The organism is Pseudarthrobacter sp. NamE2 (assembly GCF_005796205.1).
In the GTDB taxonomy this organism is placed as follows: Bacteria; Actinomycetota; Actinomycetes; order Actinomycetales; family Micrococcaceae; genus Arthrobacter.
In genome coordinates this window covers 128,361-145,055 of the sequence record NZ_VAHN01000011.1, presented here as the reverse complement: position 1 = coordinate 145,055, position 16,695 = coordinate 128,361, and the positions used below count along the sequence as shown (strand labels likewise).

At 64.5% G+C, this 16,695-nt stretch carries 14 protein-coding genes; 10 read left to right on the top strand and 4 right to left on the bottom strand.

What is annotated here, in order from left to right; translation table 11 throughout:
* Nucleotides 1-38 precede the first annotated feature (38 nt).
* Nucleotides 39-1,439, top strand: coding sequence for an alkaline phosphatase family protein (locus tag FDW83_RS14070; RefSeq protein ID WP_138138698.1), 1,401 nt, complete (start codon nucleotides 39-41; stop codon nucleotides 1,437-1,439).
* Between the two features lie 234 nt (nucleotides 1,440-1,673).
* Nucleotides 1,674-3,821 (top strand): PQQ-dependent sugar dehydrogenase, encoded by a 2,148-nt coding sequence (locus FDW83_RS14065; RefSeq protein ID WP_205754678.1) that lies wholly within the window; start codon nucleotides 1,674-1,676, stop codon nucleotides 3,819-3,821.
* Nucleotides 3,822-3,940: 119 nt separating this feature from the next.
* Here FDW83_RS14065 and FDW83_RS14060 read toward each other — a convergent pair whose 3' ends face one another.
* The 4 genes from FDW83_RS14060 to FDW83_RS14045 are packed head-to-tail and all read right to left on the bottom strand — an operon-like array spanning nucleotide 3,941 to nucleotide 8,990.
* Complete coding sequence (locus FDW83_RS14060) at nucleotides 3,941-5,212, bottom strand: ROK family transcriptional regulator (protein ID WP_138138697.1); 1,272 nt, start codon at nucleotides 5,210-5,212, stop codon at nucleotides 3,941-3,943.
* 59 nt (nucleotides 5,213-5,271) lie between these two features.
* Nucleotides 5,272-6,354 carry a polyprenyl synthetase family protein gene (locus FDW83_RS14055; protein WP_240720986.1) on the bottom strand — a complete coding sequence of 361 codons (1,083 nt, stop codon included), beginning with the start codon at nucleotides 6,352-6,354 and terminating at the stop codon, nucleotides 5,272-5,274.
* 45 nt (nucleotides 6,355-6,399) lie between these two features.
* Entirely contained in the window at nucleotides 6,400-7,473 is a 1,074-nt protein-coding gene (locus tag FDW83_RS14050; protein ID WP_138138696.1) for an ABC transporter permease, read from the bottom strand.
* Nucleotides 7,470-8,990, bottom strand: coding sequence for a sugar ABC transporter ATP-binding protein (locus FDW83_RS14045; RefSeq protein ID WP_138138695.1), 1,521 nt, complete (start codon nucleotides 8,988-8,990; stop codon nucleotides 7,470-7,472). The genes FDW83_RS14050 and FDW83_RS14045 overlap by 4 nt, the downstream gene beginning before the upstream one ends.
* Between FDW83_RS14045 and FDW83_RS19195 the strand changes: the two genes are divergently transcribed.
* From FDW83_RS19195 to FDW83_RS14010, 8 genes are all read left to right on the top strand, one after another.
* The gene (locus FDW83_RS19195) at nucleotides 8,874-9,134 is read left to right on the top strand and encodes a hypothetical protein (protein ID WP_171027557.1); all 261 of its coding nucleotides are present in this window, start codon (nucleotides 8,874-8,876) and stop codon (nucleotides 9,132-9,134) included. The genes FDW83_RS14045 and FDW83_RS19195 overlap by 117 nt on opposite strands.
* A gap of 10 nt (nucleotides 9,135-9,144) precedes the next feature.
* On the top strand, nucleotides 9,145-10,188 hold the full coding sequence (locus FDW83_RS14040) for a substrate-binding domain-containing protein (RefSeq protein WP_138138694.1): 1,044 nt from the start codon (nucleotides 9,145-9,147) through the stop codon (nucleotides 10,186-10,188).
* A 90-nt stretch (nucleotides 10,189-10,278) separates the two neighbouring features.
* Nucleotides 10,279-11,451: a Gfo/Idh/MocA family protein gene (locus FDW83_RS14035; RefSeq protein WP_171027563.1), complete on the top strand. Its 1,173-nt coding sequence runs from the start codon at nucleotides 10,279-10,281 to the stop codon at nucleotides 11,449-11,451.
* A gap of 180 nt (nucleotides 11,452-11,631) precedes the next feature.
* On the top strand, nucleotides 11,632-12,378 hold the full coding sequence (locus FDW83_RS14030; RefSeq protein WP_138138693.1) for a sugar phosphate isomerase/epimerase: 747 nt from the start codon (nucleotides 11,632-11,634) through the stop codon (nucleotides 12,376-12,378).
* Complete coding sequence (locus FDW83_RS14025; protein ID WP_138138692.1) at nucleotides 12,375-13,511, top strand: Gfo/Idh/MocA family protein; 1,137 nt, start codon at nucleotides 12,375-12,377, stop codon at nucleotides 13,509-13,511. The genes FDW83_RS14030 and FDW83_RS14025 overlap by 4 nt, the downstream gene beginning before the upstream one ends.
* Entirely contained in the window at nucleotides 13,508-14,668 is a 1,161-nt protein-coding gene (locus FDW83_RS14020; RefSeq protein WP_138138691.1) for a Gfo/Idh/MocA family protein, read from the top strand. The genes FDW83_RS14025 and FDW83_RS14020 overlap by 4 nt, the downstream gene beginning before the upstream one ends.
* A 1-nt stretch (nucleotide 14,669) precedes the next feature.
* Nucleotides 14,670-15,671, top strand: coding sequence for a sugar phosphate isomerase/epimerase (locus FDW83_RS14015; protein WP_138138690.1), 1,002 nt, complete (start codon nucleotides 14,670-14,672; stop codon nucleotides 15,669-15,671).
* A gap of 1 nt (nucleotide 15,672) precedes the next feature.
* Nucleotides 15,673-16,689 carry a Gfo/Idh/MocA family protein gene (locus FDW83_RS14010; RefSeq protein ID WP_138138689.1) on the top strand — a complete coding sequence of 339 codons (1,017 nt, stop codon included), beginning with the start codon at nucleotides 15,673-15,675 and terminating at the stop codon, nucleotides 16,687-16,689.
* The last annotated feature ends 6 nt before the right edge of the window (nucleotides 16,690-16,695 follow it).

Genomic DNA, 16,695 nt, shown 5'->3' with positions numbered 1-16,695 from the left:
CGCCGCCCGCCCTTACCCAAATCCTGCAAGGAAGAACCGTGAAACCAGTACTGCTGCTGAACGTCGTTGGCCTGACAGCCAAGGCCCTGCGCCGGATGCCCCGCCTGTCGCGGCTGGCGTCGCAGGGTTGGTCCTCGGAACTGGCCACGGTACTGCCGGCGGTGACATGCACGGTCCAGTCCACAATGCTGACGGGCCTTGCGCCGGCACAGCACGGCATCGTGGGAAACGGCTGGTATTTCCGGGAACTGGGCGACGTCTTCCTGTGGCGCCAGCACAACATGCTGGTAAGCGGCGAAAACATCTGGGAAGCCGGCCGGCGGGGGCATCCCGGATACCGTGCAGGGAACATCTGCTGGTGGTACGCCATGGGAATGACGACGGACCTCACGGTGACGCCCCGGCCCATCTACCACGCAGACGGCCGCAAGTCCCCCGACGCCTACGTCCGGCCTGCAGAACTGCACGGCGAACTCGTCAGCCAGTACGGCGACTTTCCGCTTTTTCAGTACTGGGGTCCGACGGCGACCATCCGCTCCACCGAATGGATCGTCAGCTCCACCCGGCACGTCCTGCGGACACAGTCACCGGACCTGCTGATGGCGTACCTGCCCCACCTGGACTACGACCTGCAGCGGTTCGGGCCGGACGGACCGCAGGCTGACCGCGCGGCCGCCGAACTGGACCGCACCCTGGCGCCGCTCCTGGACGAGGCCGAAGAGCGCGGCTATGAGGTCATCGCGGTGGCCGAATACGGGATTGAGGAGGCGCGCAAACCGGTGGACATCAACCGCGTCCTGCGCCGGGAGGGCCTGCTGGAGGTATATATCCAGGACGGCAGGGAGCAGCTGGATCCGTGGACTTCACGCGCTTTTGCCGTTGCCGACCACCAGGTGGCACACGTCTATGTCTCCAACCCATCCGACCTGGAGCGGGTTGCGGCGCTGCTGCGGGCAACCGAAGGCGTGGACGAAGTGCTCGACCGGGAAGCGCAGGGCCGCTATGGGCTCGATCACGAACGGTCCGGAGAACTGGTGGTCGTTGCGGAGCCGGCCGCCTGGTTCACGTACTACTTCTGGCTCGACGACGACCGGGCACCGGAATACGCACGGGGCGTGGATATCCACCGGAAACCGGGCTACGACCCTGCCGAACTCTTTTTCGACCCGGCGGACAAGATGGCCAAGGCAAAAGCCGGCCTCAACCTGGTCAAGAAGAAGCTGGGACTGCGTTACGCCATGAGCACGGTGCCCCTCGACCCCAGTCACGTGCGGGGCACCCACGGGAGGCTCCCCGACTCGGTTGACGGCACACCCCTGCTGATCAGTTCCAGTGCAAAAATTCCCTCTTCCGTCGAAGCGTCCCTAAGTTCCGGCCGGCAGGTTCCGGCCGCCGCGGTAAAGAACCTGGTCCTGCAGACCCAAGGCATTTCCAGCTAGGCCTTGTTTGCCCAATGGCGTTACTAACGCGCCTGAAGCAACAAACGCGCCGCGAGCCTTGGCGCGCTGTCATGCGCCTTTTTTCTGTGGCCTACGGGGCGAGATCGAAAGGAGTCGAAAAAACTACAGCACTTTGTTTACTGAAACCACTAGGTAAACCGCTGCACTTCAATTAGCGTTTCAGATACCGAGTCCGGCTGGTCCGGCTCCTCAAAGACGAGCAGAAAGTAAACGATGACAGTCAATCGACACGGGATAGCGAAAGCGGGGGCCGGCCTCGCGATGGCGGCCCTGCTGGCCACCGCATTTGCGGCCGCACCTGCCCAGGCAAAGCCGGGAGATCCCGCTCCGGGTGTAGCCCCGGCAGACAGCAGCTTCCAAAAGGTGAACTTGAACGACACCCCGGGCGAGCCTGTGGACCTGGCGGTGCTGCCCAACAACAATGTCCTGCACACCACGCGCGGCGGTGAGGTCTGGCTCAACGACGACAAGACCGGCCTCAATACCCTGGCCGCAAAGCTGGACGTTTACGAACACGACGAGGAGGGCCTGCAGAGCATCGCGCTCGACCCCAAGTTCGGCACCAAGGGCAACAACTGGGTTTACCTGTACTACTCTCCTCCGCAGGACACCCCCGTTGACGACCCCGCCACCCCCGGCGTTAATGAAGGCGACGCGCCCTTCACCGGCACGGCAGCAGACTTCGAAAAGTTCAACGGCTCCCTCGTGCTTTCGCGGTTCCAGTTCAACGGGTCCACGATCGATCTCGCCACCGAACAGCAGATTATCGAAGTGCCCGTGGACCGAGGCATCTGCTGCCACGTCGGCGGTGACATCGTATTCGACGCCGAGGGCAACCTGTACCTCTCCACCGGGGACGACACCAACCCGTTCCAGTCCGGCGGCTACACCCCGATCGACGAGCGCCCCAACAGCAACCCCGCACTCGATGCGCAGCGGACGTCTGCGAACACCAACGACCTGCGCGGCAAGGTCCTGCGCATCACGCCCAAGGACGGCGGCGGCTACACCATCCCCGAAGGCAACCTGTTCCAGCCCGGCACTCCCCAGACCCGGCCCGAGATCTACGTGATGGGCCTGCGCAACCCCTTCCGTGTCGACCTCAACCAGAAGACCGGCGAACTGTACATCGCGGACTACTCGCCTGACGCACGTTCCGCCAACCCCCTCCGCGGTCCTGCCGGCACCGGCAAGTGGATGTCAGTCACCGAACCTTCCAACTACGGCTGGCCCTACTGCGCCACCGCAGAACTGCCGTACGTCGACTACGACTTCGCAACCGGCACCTCCGGTGCGCCCTTCAACTGCGCTGCCCCCGTCAACGAATCCCCGAACAACACCGGCCTCCGCGAGCTCCCTCCGGTTTCCCAGCCCCAGGTCTGGTACTCCTACGGCGTTTCGGCCGAATTCCCCGAGCTGGAAAGGGGCGGAATCGGCCCGATGGCCGGCCCCGCCTACGATTTCGACGAGAAGGCAACCAAGGGCAGGGCTCCTGTCGCCTGGCCGTCCTACTACGACGGCAAGTCCTTCTTCTACGAGTGGACCCGTGACTACATCAAGGCCATGACCACGCAGAACGGTGACCTGGTCTCGATTGAGAACGTCGTCGACTCCCTCGTCGTCGACAACCCCATCGATATGGAGTTCGGCCCCAACGGCGCCCTGTATGTCCTCGAATACGGTGATGGCTACTTCGGTGAAAACCCTGACGCGCAGCTGTCCCGGATTGACTACATCGGCGCAAACGGCAACCACAGCCCGGTGGCAGTAGCCGCAGGAACACCTACCGCCGGCGCATCACCGCTGACCGTACAGTTCTCAAGCGAGGGCACTGCCGACGCTGATGGCGACAAGATCCGCTATGAGTGGGACTTCAACTCGGACGGCATCGTGGACTCCGAGGAAGCCAACCCCACCTACACCTACGAGGAAATTGGAACCTACACCGCAAGCCTTCGGGTCATCGACCTGGGCGGCCAGCACCGCGGCCGTCACTCCTCCGCGGAGGTGGCCATCGAGGTAGGCAACCAGGCACCGGTTATTGAATTCATCAGCCCCGTTGCAGGCCAGCCGTTCCAGTTTGGTGACACCGTCAGCTACGAGGTCCGCGTGACCGACGACCAGCCGGTTGACTGCTCGCTGGTCAAGGTGAGCTACATCCTCGGCCACCACACTCACGGCCACCCGCAGACCACCACCTCGGGATGCACCGGTACCCTGACCACAACCGTGCCCGAGGGCCATGACCCCGCCGTGGACGATCTCTCGGCAGTCTTTAGCGCAAGCTACACTGACGCCGGCGATGCCGCCTCGGCCCCGCTGACCGGAACCGCTGAGGTAGTCCTCCTGGCTACCAAGTGATGCCTTCCGGAACGCCGTTGGCCGCACCTGGCGGCTAACCTGCGGCGGAAAGGCGGACCCTGTCCCAGCTTCGGCTGGGGCAGGGTCCGCTTCTTTCTTTTGCGGCAGCTGCAGTAAGGCTACGTGGACGCAACAGGCGTGCTGCCGCCGTCGTGCTGGGGACGCAGAAACCCGGCCGGATCACGGAGGAGTGGTTCGAAGGCAAGCTCGGCAGCACCCACGAGGATGGGGTCCTCACCAAGAGGCGCCAGCTCAATAGACACGTTCTCCCGCGGACCGCGGGTCCCCGGGGTGCGCAGGGCAGCGTCCAGGGCGCCCGGCGCCGCGCGGACGAGGATCCGCAGGAACCCTCCGAGCACAATCAGGGAGGGATTCAGCAGATTGACGACGCTCCTCAGGCCGATGGCGAGCAGCTGGACCTGCCGCTCGATGATGTCCCGCAGGTCCTGCGAGGCTGATTCATCCTGCAGTTTTTCCAGCACGGCCTCTTCCAGGTTCTCCGTCTCCCCTGCGGGAAGGCCAACCGCCGCAATGAGTTCTTCACGGGTAATTTCCGCTTCAAGGCACCCGGAGGACCCGCACGTGCATCGGACACCGCCGGAGCGGACGTGTGTGTGGCCCAGCTGTCCGGCAAATCCGGTGGCTCCACGAATGAGCCGGTTCTCGCTGATGACTCCCCCGCCAATGCCGCTTGCTCCGCCGTAAAGGTAGACGAGATCGGAAGCACCACGGCCGGCACCGAAGGTCGCCTGCCCTCGTGCGCCGGCAACAGCATCGTTTGCGGCAGTCACTGGAAGCTTCAGGGCGGCGGCCAGGAGCGCCGAAAGCGGCTGGTCCCGCCAGCCAAGATGTGGCGCCTCAATGACAGTTCCATCTTCTGCATCGACCAGTCCGGGGATGGCAAGCCCGACACCCACAATCCGGTGAGGTGCAGGCAGGGAGGTACGCATGCCGGTGTAAACCGCCGTCACGATGTTGACGACTTCCGCTACGGACGGTGCGCGTACTGTATGGAAACGAACAGGATTGACGATGTGCCCGCCCAAAGAGACAAGGGCAACACTGACGACGTCGAGGTCAGGGTTGACCGACAAAGCCAGAGTTCCCGGGCCCGGCTGGATCATGATGCTGGGGCGGCCAAACCCCTGAGCCTGGTCCAGGTCAGTCTCCTCCACCAGGCCGAGCTGAACGAGTTCGCCGACGAGGGCGGCGATGGTGGACCGGTTAAGTCCGGTGGCCCGCGTAAGCTGGGCGCGGGAGACGCCGGACATCGAGTGCACCAGGCCCAGCACGGTGGAAAGGTTGTGTTGCCGGGTGGAATCGCGGTTGTTCCCGAGGGTGCTGCCGGACAACCCCCGCCGAGCGCGGTCCTCCTGCGGTGGCGACGTCATTCCGCCATGATATCGGCAGAATCGGCCTGATCAGCGAGGCGGAACCGGTCGACGTGCACCTAGCATGGGCGGAGGCCGGAGATGACGGAAAACAGCATGTTTTCAAGGCTCCTGCGCAGCGCGAAGGGCACCGGGTCACATTCGAGGTGCATAACAGCCAGGTGGGCGTTCTCCGTGGCCATAGTGATCGCGTAATCCTTGGCACCGCAGGCCACCAGGACGGACCGTACGTACCCGGCGTCTGCAGCCGTCATATCCGGGGAGCCGATGATCGGAGCAATCTCCGCCCATTCCGGCCTGGCAGCGGCGTAGGAAAGCAGGGCGGTCCGTTTGCCTTCCCTGAGGTCCCCCCAGTTGGTTTTCCCGGTTCGGCTTTCATTGCCGAAGACGCCCAGTACGTCGTCAGCTACCTGGTAAGCGATACCTGCGTAGCGGCCGAAGGAAGTAAGTGCGGTCACCGCCTTTTCCGGCGCCCTGGCCAGCACGGCCCCGGCCTGGAGCGGAGCCTCAAAGGAATAGACTGCCGTCTTTTGGTGGGCAGTCTTGGTAATGTCCGCGATTGACGGCATTCCGGAGGTACTGCTGAGCTCGATATCAAGGACCTCTCCGCCTACGGACGCGAATACAGCGGTATCGAGAATGTCGTACAGCCGCTGCCGCACGCCGGCCGGTGCGTCCAGTGACGTCAGCAGCCGGTAGGCGCCGGAGAGTGCCAGGTCTCCGGCGAGGACTCCAGCCGCCACCCCGGCGTGTTCTGCAGCTGCAGAGGAGGCGCCGGCACGAAGTGCACGGTTCCGGTAATGGCCCGACACATTGGGAATGCCGCGCCGAAAGAAATCACGATCAATCACGTCGTCGTGAACGAGAAGCGCGCTGTGCAGGAGCTCGTAGGAGGCGGCGAGCGCTGCGGCACTGGAAAAATCCGTTCCGCCAAGTTGGCGGTAGGCCAGCATGGCCAACCGCGGACGGGAACGCTTCCCGCCCGCGGTTGCCCTTTCAAGTGCTTCCCAGAGCTGGAGGTAGGCCGGGTCCACCGAGACGGCCCGCAGCTTGGCGTCAGCGAAGAACTGCTGCAGCGTATCCTCGACGAGCCCGAGGTCCGTACTGCCGCTCGGCGCGTAGTCTGCGTTCAGGAAACCCACTGCAGCCCTTCCACTTCGTCGTCGCCCCGGCCCCGGCCCTACGCCTTACGCGGCCTTCCGCAGGCCTGGCTTTTCCCTCTTGCGCGGCCCGCGAGCCGCAAAACGCTGCTGCAGGAGGACTGCGACCACGATGATCAGGCCCTTCGCCAGTGCCTGGACGGAGGTGTCTAGGTTGTTCTGGGTGAAGACGTTGGTCAGGGTGCTGAAGATCAGCACGCCCAGGACTGTGCCCATGATCGTTCCGCGCCCGCCGATGAGGAGCGTCCCGCCAACAACGACGGCGGCAATCGCGTCGAGTTCGTAGAGGAGGCCGTGCGTGGAGGTGCCCGCTGTGGTACGGCCAAGCATCATGACGCCGGCGATGCCTGCTGCCAGTCCGGCAAGCACGTACAGGTAGACGAGGTGGCGCTTGACTTTGATGCCGGCCAGCCGGGCTGCTTCAAGGTTTCCGCCGATGGCAATCGTGCGGCGGCCGAAGGTGGTGCGGTTCAGGAGGAACCATCCCGCGATCGCCACGATGACGAAGATCCAGATCAGGAGCGGGACGCCCAGGACTTCAGCTCGCATGACCCGCAGGAAGTCGCGGTTGGTCACAATCTGGGTGCTGCGCCCGGAAATGAGCTCGGCAAGTCCTCGTGCCCCTACCAGCATGGCGAGCGTGGCAATGAAGGCCACCACGTTGCCGTAGGCGATCACCACTCCGTTAATCAGGCCGGCGACCACGCCAACGGCGAGTGCGACAAGAACCATGAGGATCCAGGACGATTGAGTGGCAGCCATCTGGACGCTGGTCAGGCTGGCGATAACGGTGGTCAAGCCCAGGACCGAACCCACGGAGAGGTCGATGCCGCCCGCTGTGATGACAAATGTGACGCCGATGCTGATGACACCAATGATTGAGGCGTACCGAAAGATGGTGAGCATGTTCTCAAAGTTGAGGAACCGGTCTCCACTGGTGACGGCACCAACCACAAAGAGCAGCGCAAGGGCGATCACAAGCCCCAGGCTCCGGCCGGCAGGCCCCTTCAGGAGATTTTGGAGGGGGTTTGCCTTGGATGTGGTGTGGCCGGCCGGGGCTTCGATGACCGGCTCGGCCACCTTGGTGTTCTGCTCGCTCACGCGGCACTTCCCTTCATGACGAGGTCGAGCACTCCGTGCTCGTCGATATCGCTTGCTTTCGTTTGGGTGAGGACTTTGCCGTCGTCGATGACCAGGACATTGTCAGCGAGGCCCAAAACTTCCTCTATTTCGCTGGACACTACGATGATCGCCGTTCCGGCTGCCGCAAGTTTGCGGATGAGGGCGTAGATCTCGGCGCGGGCACCGACGTCCACACCCCTGGTGGGCTCGTCCAGCAACAGCACCGGCGTGCCGTGGACCAGCCAGCGGGCGAGCAGGATCTTTTGCTGGTTCCCGCCGGAAAGCGTGCGGGCAGGACGGTCCGGGTCAGCCGGGCGCAGCTCCAGCGCGGTGATTTGCTCACGTGCTGCCCCACGCTCAGCAGACTCATTCAAGTACCCGCCGCGTGCGAACCGCTCGAAAGTCGATAGCGTCACGTTCTTGAAGATCGGCTCGTCCAGGATCAGCCCCTGGCTCTTCCGTTCCTCGGGCGAAAGGCCAATCCCGGCGTTCACAGCGGACGTCACCGACCCGGGCCGGAGCACCTTGCCCTGTACGGAAACCTTGCCGGAGGAAGCCTTGCGCGCACCGTAGATGGTCTCGAGGATTTCGGATCGCTTGGAGCCGACAAGGCCCGCGAAACCAAGGATTTCACCGGCCCGCACAGTGAAGCTCACTTTGTCGAAGTGTCCAAAAAGCTCCAGGTTGTCCACTTCGAGCACTACCGGGGCGTCCACCGGGACCGGTTTTCTCTCCGGGAACACATTCTCAACGTCCCGGCCCGTCATCAGGCGGATGAGTTCGGACTTTGGTGTATCCGTGACATTCAGGCCGTTTGCCGTGCTGCGCCCATCCTTGATCACCGAGATGCGGTCGCCGATCTGGCGGATTTCCTCGAGCCGGTGGGAGATGTAGACGACGGCGATGCCCTGCGCTGTGAGTTCACGGACCACGCGGAACAGGTTGGAAACCTCTCCGGAGTCAAGGATGGCGCTCGGTTCATCCATGATGATCAGCCTGGTATCCCGCGACAGTGCACGGGCCATGCTCACGATCTGCTTGTTGGCCGCGGACAGGGTGCCTACTTCCGTGGACGGGGAAAGGCCGCCATGCCCCAGCCGCTTGAGGAGGGTCCGGGCAATGGCGTTCGCCTTTTTCACATGGAGGACACCGCCGGTGGCGCGCTCGTGGCCGAGGAAGATGTTTTCGGCCACAGAAAGCCCGTCAACGACATCGAGCTCCTGGTACATCGTGGCGATGCCCAGGTCGAGAGCCGCTGTGGGGCGGGGAAGTGTAATCGGTTTGCCCTCCCAACGGATCTCGCCGCTGTCGGGCTGGTGGACGCCGGAGAGGGTCTTGATGAGGGTGGATTTGCCGGCTCCGTTCTGTCCCATGACGCAATGGACTTCTCCAGGAAGCACCTGCAGATCGACACCCTTAAGCGCCTGCACTCCAGCAAATCCCTTGGTGAGTCCCCGGACTTCGAGCAACGGCCGTGGCTGATCTTCTTCGAACATGCGATGAACCTAACACATTATGTCGGCGATCGGTACAAGGTCGTCGATTTATGCCAATCTTCTGTTATTGTGACAGCAGTCACGCACACTAGCGGGCATGAAAAGAGCATGCTGCAGCAGGCGAAGACGCACCTAACTCATTGAGGAGAAACACATGCTTGCAGTTCGTACGGGCCGGAAGATGCTCGTCACCACCGCTGCCTTTCTTGCTGTCGGCGCCCTTGTTACCGGGTGCACGGAAGGTGACAGCGGTACCAACACGCAGCCCACCAACGCGTCGGTTGAAGGTAACCAGGCCCAGGGTGACACCGTAGTCATCGGCTTCTCGGGACCGGCCGCTGACCACGGCTGGCTCGGAGCCATCAACTCCGCAGCCATTGCGGAAGCAAAGAAGTACGGGGACATCGACCTGCGGGTCGCCGAGGGCACCAACGACGCGAACCTGCAGATCAGCCAGGTGGAGCAGTTCATCAACGACCGGGTGGACGCCATCGTGCTGCTGCCCACCGACGGCGCCGCGCTGACGCCGGTTGCCACGCAGGCCATGGAAGCCGGCATCCCCGTGATCAACGTTGACCGCGAGTTCTCCACTCCGTTCGCGGCGCGCACCACCATCCTGGGCGACAACTACGGAATGGGCGTCAGCGCCGGGACCTACATCTGCGAAAAGCTCGGAGACAACAAGAACGCAGTCGTGGCGGAGATCGCCGGCATCGACTCACTGCCCCTGACCCAGGACCGGAGCAAGGGCTTCGCCGACGCACTGGAGTCGTGCGGCCTGAACGTGGACAACCGCGTTGCAGCCGATTTCACCGTCCAGGGCGGCGAAGCGGCCACCTCGCAGCTGCTGTCCGCAGCCCCGAAGATCGACGCCATCTGGAACCATGACGACGATCAGGGCATTGGCGTGCTGGCTGCCATCGACAATGCCGGCCGCAAGGAGTTCTTCATGGTGGGCGGAGCCGGATCGGCCAACGCCATGCGCGAGATCCAGTCCGACGAGAGCGTCCTGGACGCAACCGTCATTTACCCCTCCACCCAGGCCGCTGACGGCGTCCGCCTGGCACGCCTGGTGGTCCAGGGCAAGGCCATGAGCGATTTGGTGGAAGTGGAAGTTCCGAAGCGCATCGTCCTCAACGCTCCGGTTGTCACCAGCGAGAACGTTGAGCAGTACCTGCCCACCGGCTTCGAGTCGTAGGACCGCCGGGTGTGGGGCTCCGTGCCGCAGGCAGGGAGCCCCACACCCATTCAACTGCTTCACCACCAATCGCCGGACAAAGAGGAAACAATGCTGAACGACGTACCATCCCTGAGGGTTGCCCTGATCGGAAACGGATTTATGGGTGCTGCCCATTCACAGGGATGGCGGGTTGCACCGCGGTTCCATGACCTGCCGGCGAGGCCGGAGATGACCCTGCTGGTGGGACGCAACGCCAGCGGTGTGGAAGCCTCGGCGAGGAAATGGGGTTGGAAGGAGTCGGAGACCGACTGGCGGGCAGCCATCGCCCGTGACGACATCGACGTCGTCGACATTGTGACGCCCGGCGGCTCGCACGCGGAAATCGCCATTGCCGCTTTGGAAGCGGGCAAGCACGTGCTCTGCGAGAAGCCGCTTGCAAACACGCTTGAAGAAGCCGAGGCCATGGCTGCCGCCTCCGACCGGGCCGGGAAAGACGTCTTCGCCATGGTGGGCTTTACCTACCGCCGTGTTCCTGCGGCGGCTTTTGCCAGGGACCTGGTGCAGTCGGGAGCGATTGGCGAGATCCGCCAGGTACGTGCGGCGTACCTGCAGGATTGGCTGGTTGACCCCGAGGCGCCGCTGACCTGGCGGCTGCAGAAAGACCACGCCGGTTCCGGAGCGCTCGGGGACCTCGGCGCGCATGCAGTGGATCTCGCACAATTCATCACGGGCCAGAAGATCACCGGCGTCAGCGGTCTCCTGAACACCTTCGTCCATGAGCGCCCCCTGCTTGGGCAGGCTTCAGGGCTGGCCGGCACTGCCTCAGCCGGGCGCGGCCGGGTCACCGTGGACGACCTCGCGCTCTTCAATGGCCGGTTCGACGGCGGCGCGGTGGGTTCGTTCGAAGCCACCCGGATGTCCACCGGCCGAAAAAACGCGCTTCGTATCGAGGTTGCGGGCTCTACCGGCGCCGTCTCCTTCGACCTCGAAAACATGAACTCACTCGGTTTTTACGACGCCACCGCACAGGAGACCCGTCAAGGCTTCACCAACATCATGGTCACCGAGCCCGCGCACCCCTATTTGTCCGCCTGGTGGCCTGCGGGGCACACGTTGGGTTACGAACACGGATTCGCCCACCAGGCGAAAGACTTCGTGGAAGCCATCGCGGAACGGCGCCGGCCGGAGCCGTCCTTTGCCGACGGCCTGCAGGTGCAGAAGGTACTCCACGCCGTGGAGCGCAGCGCGGAGGCGGACAGCGTATGGACCAAGACGATCTAGTCCCGGACCACGCTCTCCGCTCTGTAAGCAGTAAGTCAGCCAACCTTGTCCGGCAGCAGCATCAGCTCTCTATCAGTTCCACGTGCACGACTTATGCTTGACCGTCCGGGAAAAGCCCTCCTACCTTTGCAGAGGATGGACATGCACCGGACGGCGCATGCCAATGACGCCAGGAGACATATGTCCTACTCACTTCAGCTCTACACCCTCCGGGATGCCCTCGCCGAGGACCTGCCCGGAACCATCCGCAGGGTGGCCGATATCGGATTCGGACAGGTGGAGCCCTACAACTTTGTTGCCATGGCCAGGGAACTCGGAGCAGCGCTGAAGGAAAACGGGCTGACGGCTCCGTCCGGCCACGCGCCCCTGCTCACCCAGGACCAGGACGAAATCTTCGCTGCGGCGAAGGAACTGGGCATCACCACAGTCATCGAACCGTACGTCCCGGCCGGGCAGTGGCAGAACGCGGAGGACATCAGGGCAACAGCGCAGAAGCTTAACGCCGCGGCGCGGAAGGGTGCCGGGTACGGCATCCGGGTGGGGTACCACAACCACCAGTGGGAGCTGGAGTCGATGATCGAGGGCCGGACGGCGCTGGAGTACTTCGCGGACCTGCTGGATCCCGGGCTGGTGCTGGAGGTGGACACGTACTGGGTGGCTGTGGGCGGCCAGGATCCGGTGGACATCCTCACCAGGCTGGGTGACCGGGTGAAGCTGATCCATATCAAGGACGGCCCCCTGACCACGGACACCAAGGCACAGCAGCCGGCGGGCCAGGGCCGGCTTCCGGTAACAGAGGTCATTGCCGCGGCAACGTCACTCGAGGTGGGCGTTGTGGAATTCGACGATTACTCCGGGGACATCTTCGAGGGCATCACCGAGAGCCTGTCCTTCCTCACCGCCTCCGGCGAAGGGATCAAGGCATGAGTATCCCCGCACCATCCACCCGCAAGGGTCCGGTAGGCGTGGGGGTCATCGGCGCCGGCAACATCAGCAAGCAGTACCTGGACAACCTCACCGCCTTCCCGGACCTTAAGGTCCATGTCGTCACCGACCTCTTCCAGGAGGCCGCGGAGGCACGCGCCAAGGAGTACGGCATCCCCGAGTGGGGCGGGCCCGAAAAGGCACTGCAGCACCCGGACGTCGAGATCATCGTCAACCTCACCATCCCCGCCGCACACGTGGAGGTCGCCACCGCTGCCGTGAACGCCGGCAAGCATGTCTGGACCGAGAAGCCCTTCAGCCTCGACCGGGAATCCGGCCTGGGCCTGCTCAAACTCGCTGACGCCGCCGGCATCCGCCTGGGCACCGCCCCCGACACCTTCCTGGGAGCCGGACTGCAGACCGCCCTCCGCCTCATCCAGCACGGCGACATCGGTACTCCGCTCACCGCGATGACCACCTTCCAGACCCCCGGCCCGGAATCCTGGCACCCCAACCCCGCGTTCCTCTTCCAGTACGGCGCCGGACCGCTGTTCGACATGGGCCCGTACTACCTCACCACCCTGGTCCAGGCCTTCGGCTCCATCCGCAAGGTGGCCGCCGTCGGATCCAAGGCAAAAGACATCCGGATGATTGGCTCCGGCCCCAAGGCGGGTGAGGAATTCACGGTGGAGGTACCCACCCACGTCTCGGCGATGGCCCAGTTCGAGTCCGGCGCCTCCTCGCACAGCGTCTTCTCCTTCGAGTCCCCCCGGGTCCGGATGGGCTTCGTGGAGATCACCGGCACCGAGGCCACCATCTCCCTGCCGGATCCGAACATGTTCGACGGCGACATCCGGCTTTGGCGCGCAGGGGACGAGGACTGGACCACCATCCCGGCCGCCGGACCGGCGAACGGCCGCGGCATGGGCGTGCTGGACATGGCCCGCTCCCTCCGCGCCGGTGTCCCCCACCGCGCCACCGGAGAACTGGCCTACCACGTCCTGGACAGCATGGTCTCCATCGCCGAGTCCATGGAGTCGGGCACCTTCGTCGACGTCGCAAGCAACGCACCGGCCTCGCCGGCCCTCCCCGAAAACTGGGCACCGGAGACACTCACCCTTGGAACGGACGCATGAGCCCGCGCACGGGCAACACCGGCCCGCTGGGCGTCGCGATGATCGGTTACGCCTTTATGGGCAAGGCGCATTCGAATGCGTGGCGGAACGTAGCCGGCTTTTTTGACGTCCCTGCTGTCCAGCAGAAAGTGCTGGTGGGGCGGGACGCCACTGCTGTGGCTGAAGCTGCAGGGAAGTACGGCTGGGCTGAATCAGCCACGGACTGGCGTTCGGTCATCAGCCGGGACGACATCGACATTGTGGACATCTGTGCCCCGGGCTGGATGCATGCCGAAATCGCCGTCGCCGCACTCGAAGCCGGCAAGCACGTCCTGGTCGAAAAGCCGCTGGCCAATACGCTGTCCGAGGCCGGACTGATGGCAGGCGCAGCGGCGAAGGCGCGCGCCGCAGGCATCCAGTCGATGGTCGGCTTCAACTACCGCCGCGTCCCCGCCCTCGCCCTCGCGAGGAAACTGATCGCCGAAGGCCGGGTGGGCACCGTCCGGCACGTCCGCGCGGCCTACCTGCAGGACTGGCTCACGGACCCCCAGGCTCCCATGACCTGGCGGCTGCGGAAGGAAACCGCCGGTTCCGGCGCCCTGGGCGACATCGCCTCGCACGCCGTCGACCAGGTCCTGTTCCTCCTTGGGGACCAGGTCACGGAAGTCAGCGGCAGGCTGCGGACCTTCGTGGACCGGCGCCCGGGCCCTGACGGCCCGGAGGACGTAACGGTCGACGACGCCGCCTGGGCCACCCTGTCCCTCGCCTCCGGAGCAATCGCCTCAGTCGAGGCCTCCCGGGTGGCCACCGGCCGGAAGAACAGCCTCACCATCGAAATCTACGGCGACAAGGGCGCCATCCTGTTCGACCTGGAGAACCTCAACGAACTCCGCTTCCTCGACGCCACCGCCCCGGCCCGGGAACAGGGCTACCGCCGGATCCTCGTGACCGAACCCGACCATCCCTACCTCCAGGCATGGTGGCCGCAGGGCCACATCATCGGATGGGAACACACCTTCACGCACCAAATCCGCGACTTCCTCACCGCCATCCAGGACGGAACCGAGCCCTCGCCGTCGTTCGAAGAAGGACTGAACGTCCAATACATTTTGGACGCCGTCGAGGAATCCGCCGCCGCCCGGAGCACCCTGATCAAACTGCCAGCCGAAGGAGCCTGAAATGCCCCGCCCGTTCACCCTGTTCACCGGCCAGTGGGCCGACCTGCCGTTCGAGGAAGTCGCAAAACTGGCGTCCGGCTGGGGCTACGACGGACTCGAGGTCGCAGTGTCCGGGGACCACCTCGATGCCTGGCGCTGGGACGAGCCCGGCTACGTGGACTCCAGGCTCGAGATCCTGGACAAGTACAACCTCAAGGTTTGGGCCATTTCCAACCACCTCACAGGCCAGGCCGTGTGCGATGACCCCATCGATTTCCGGCACCAGGGCATCGTCCGGTCCAGGGTCTGGGGCGACGGCGACCCCGAAGGCGTCCGGACCCGCGCCGCCGAGGAAATGAAAAACACCGCCAGGCTCGCCAAGGCACTCGGTGTGGACACCGTCGTCGGCTTCACGGGTTCCGCCATCTGGCAGTACGTCGCCATGTTCCCGCCCGTCCCGGAAAAAGTCATCGAGGCCGGCTACCAGGATTTCGCCGACCGCTGGAATCCCATCCTGGACGTCTTCGACGAATGCGGGGTCCGCTTCGCCCACGAAGTCCACCCCTCCGAAATCGCCTATGACTACTGGACCACCGTCCGCACCCTCGACGCGATCGGCTACCGCGAAGCGTTCGGCCTGAACTGGGACCCTTCGCACATGATGTGGCAGGGCATCGACCCCGTCTCCTTCATCTGGGACTTCAAGGACCGGATCTACCACGTGGACTGCAAGGACACCAAGGTCCGCCAGACAGGCCGCAACACCGTCCTCGGCTCCCACCTGCCCTGGGGCGACCCCCGCCGCGGCTGGGACTTCGTCTCCGCCGGCCGCGGTGACGTCCCCTGGGAAGCCTCCTTCCGCGCACTGGCCGCCATCGGCTATGAAGGCCCCATCAGCATCGAATGGGAAGACGCCGGCATGGACCGCCTCCACGGCGCCCCCGAAGCCCTCGCGGCTTTGAAGAAGTACGACTTCCCCGCCTCCACCACCAGCTTCGACGCCGCCTTTGCAAGCAGGGACTAACATGCCCAACCACAACAGCGGCACCTCCGACGGACAACTCCGTTGGGGAATCCTCGGCACCGGCTTCATCGCCGGACTGCAGGTCCAGGATCTCCTCGACAACGGATTCACCGTCCAGGCCGCAGGTTCGCGGTCCCTCGAAACGAGCAAGGCGTTCACCAGCAGGCACGGCATCGCCACCGCCCACGGCAGTTACGAGGACCTGGTTGCCGACCCGGACGTTGACGTGGTGTACGTAGCCACGCCGCATGTCTTCCACCACGCCAACGCGCTCCTGGCCCTGAACGCCGGCAAGCACGTGCTGGTGGAAAAGGCCTTCACAATCAACGTACGGGAAGCCCGGGACATCGTGGACCTTGCCACGGAGAAGGGGCTCGTTGCGCTCGAGGCAATGTGGACCCGGTTCCTGCCGCACATGGCGCACCTGCGGAAGATCCTGGCGGACGGCTTGCTGGGCGACGTCCGCAAGGTGGTGGCCAGCCACAACCAGGACCTGCCCAAGGACCCGGCACACCGGCTGAACGATCCTGCATTGGGCGGCGGAGCCCTGCTGGACCTTGGCGTCTATCCCATCTCGTTCGCCTTCGACGTCTTCGGCGCCCCGCAGCGGATTCTCGCGTCTGCCGCCATGGCAGCCACCGGAGTGGACCGGCAGACCGCGGCGATCTTCGAGTACGCCGACGGGCAGCAGGCCCTCGTGGACTGTGCACTGGACACGGCCGGAAACAACCGTGCTGCCATCATCGGTACAGCGGGGTGGGTAGAGATCGACTCTGTTTGGTACAACCCCGTCCCGTTCACCCGGTACGACATTTCAGGCAACGTTGTGGAGCGGTTCGATCGACCCGTCAAAGGCAGGGGCATGCAATACCAGGCGGCGGAACTGGAACGGCTGGTCCGCGAGGGGGCCACGGCGGGCAACCTCCTGCCGCCCTGCGAGAGCGTAGCCATCATGGCTGCCATGGACGAGATCCGCCGCCAGGTCGGCCTGTCGTACGACGCCGACCGGCAGCTTTAGGGGGGC

Coding starts and splice junctions, on each gene's coding strand:
- FDW83_RS14010 (WP_138138689.1), top strand. CDS start 15,673: ATGCCCAACCACAACAGCGGCACCTCCGACGGACAACTCCGTTGGGGA.
- FDW83_RS14030 (WP_138138693.1), top strand. CDS start 11,632: ATGTCCTACTCACTTCAGCTCTACACCCTCCGGGATGCCCTCGCCGAG.
- FDW83_RS14035 (WP_171027563.1), top strand. CDS start 10,279: ATGCTGAACGACGTACCATCCCTGAGGGTTGCCCTGATCGGAAACGGA.
- FDW83_RS14065 (WP_205754678.1), top strand. CDS start 1,674: ATGACAGTCAATCGACACGGGATAGCGAAAGCGGGGGCCGGCCTCGCG.
- FDW83_RS14040 (WP_138138694.1), top strand. CDS start 9,145: ATGCTTGCAGTTCGTACGGGCCGGAAGATGCTCGTCACCACCGCTGCC.
- FDW83_RS14020 (WP_138138691.1), top strand. CDS start 13,508: ATGAGCCCGCGCACGGGCAACACCGGCCCGCTGGGCGTCGCGATGATC.
- FDW83_RS14060 (WP_138138697.1), bottom strand. CDS start 5,212: ATGACGTCGCCACCGCAGGAGGACCGCGCTCGGCGGGGGTTGTCCGGC.
- FDW83_RS14025 (WP_138138692.1), top strand. CDS start 12,375: ATGAGTATCCCCGCACCATCCACCCGCAAGGGTCCGGTAGGCGTGGGG.
- FDW83_RS19195 (WP_171027557.1), top strand. CDS start 8,874: ATGGACTTCTCCAGGAAGCACCTGCAGATCGACACCCTTAAGCGCCTG.
- FDW83_RS14045 (WP_138138695.1), bottom strand. CDS start 8,990: ATGTTCGAAGAAGATCAGCCACGGCCGTTGCTCGAAGTCCGGGGACTC.
- FDW83_RS14015 (WP_138138690.1), top strand. CDS start 14,670: ATGCCCCGCCCGTTCACCCTGTTCACCGGCCAGTGGGCCGACCTGCCG.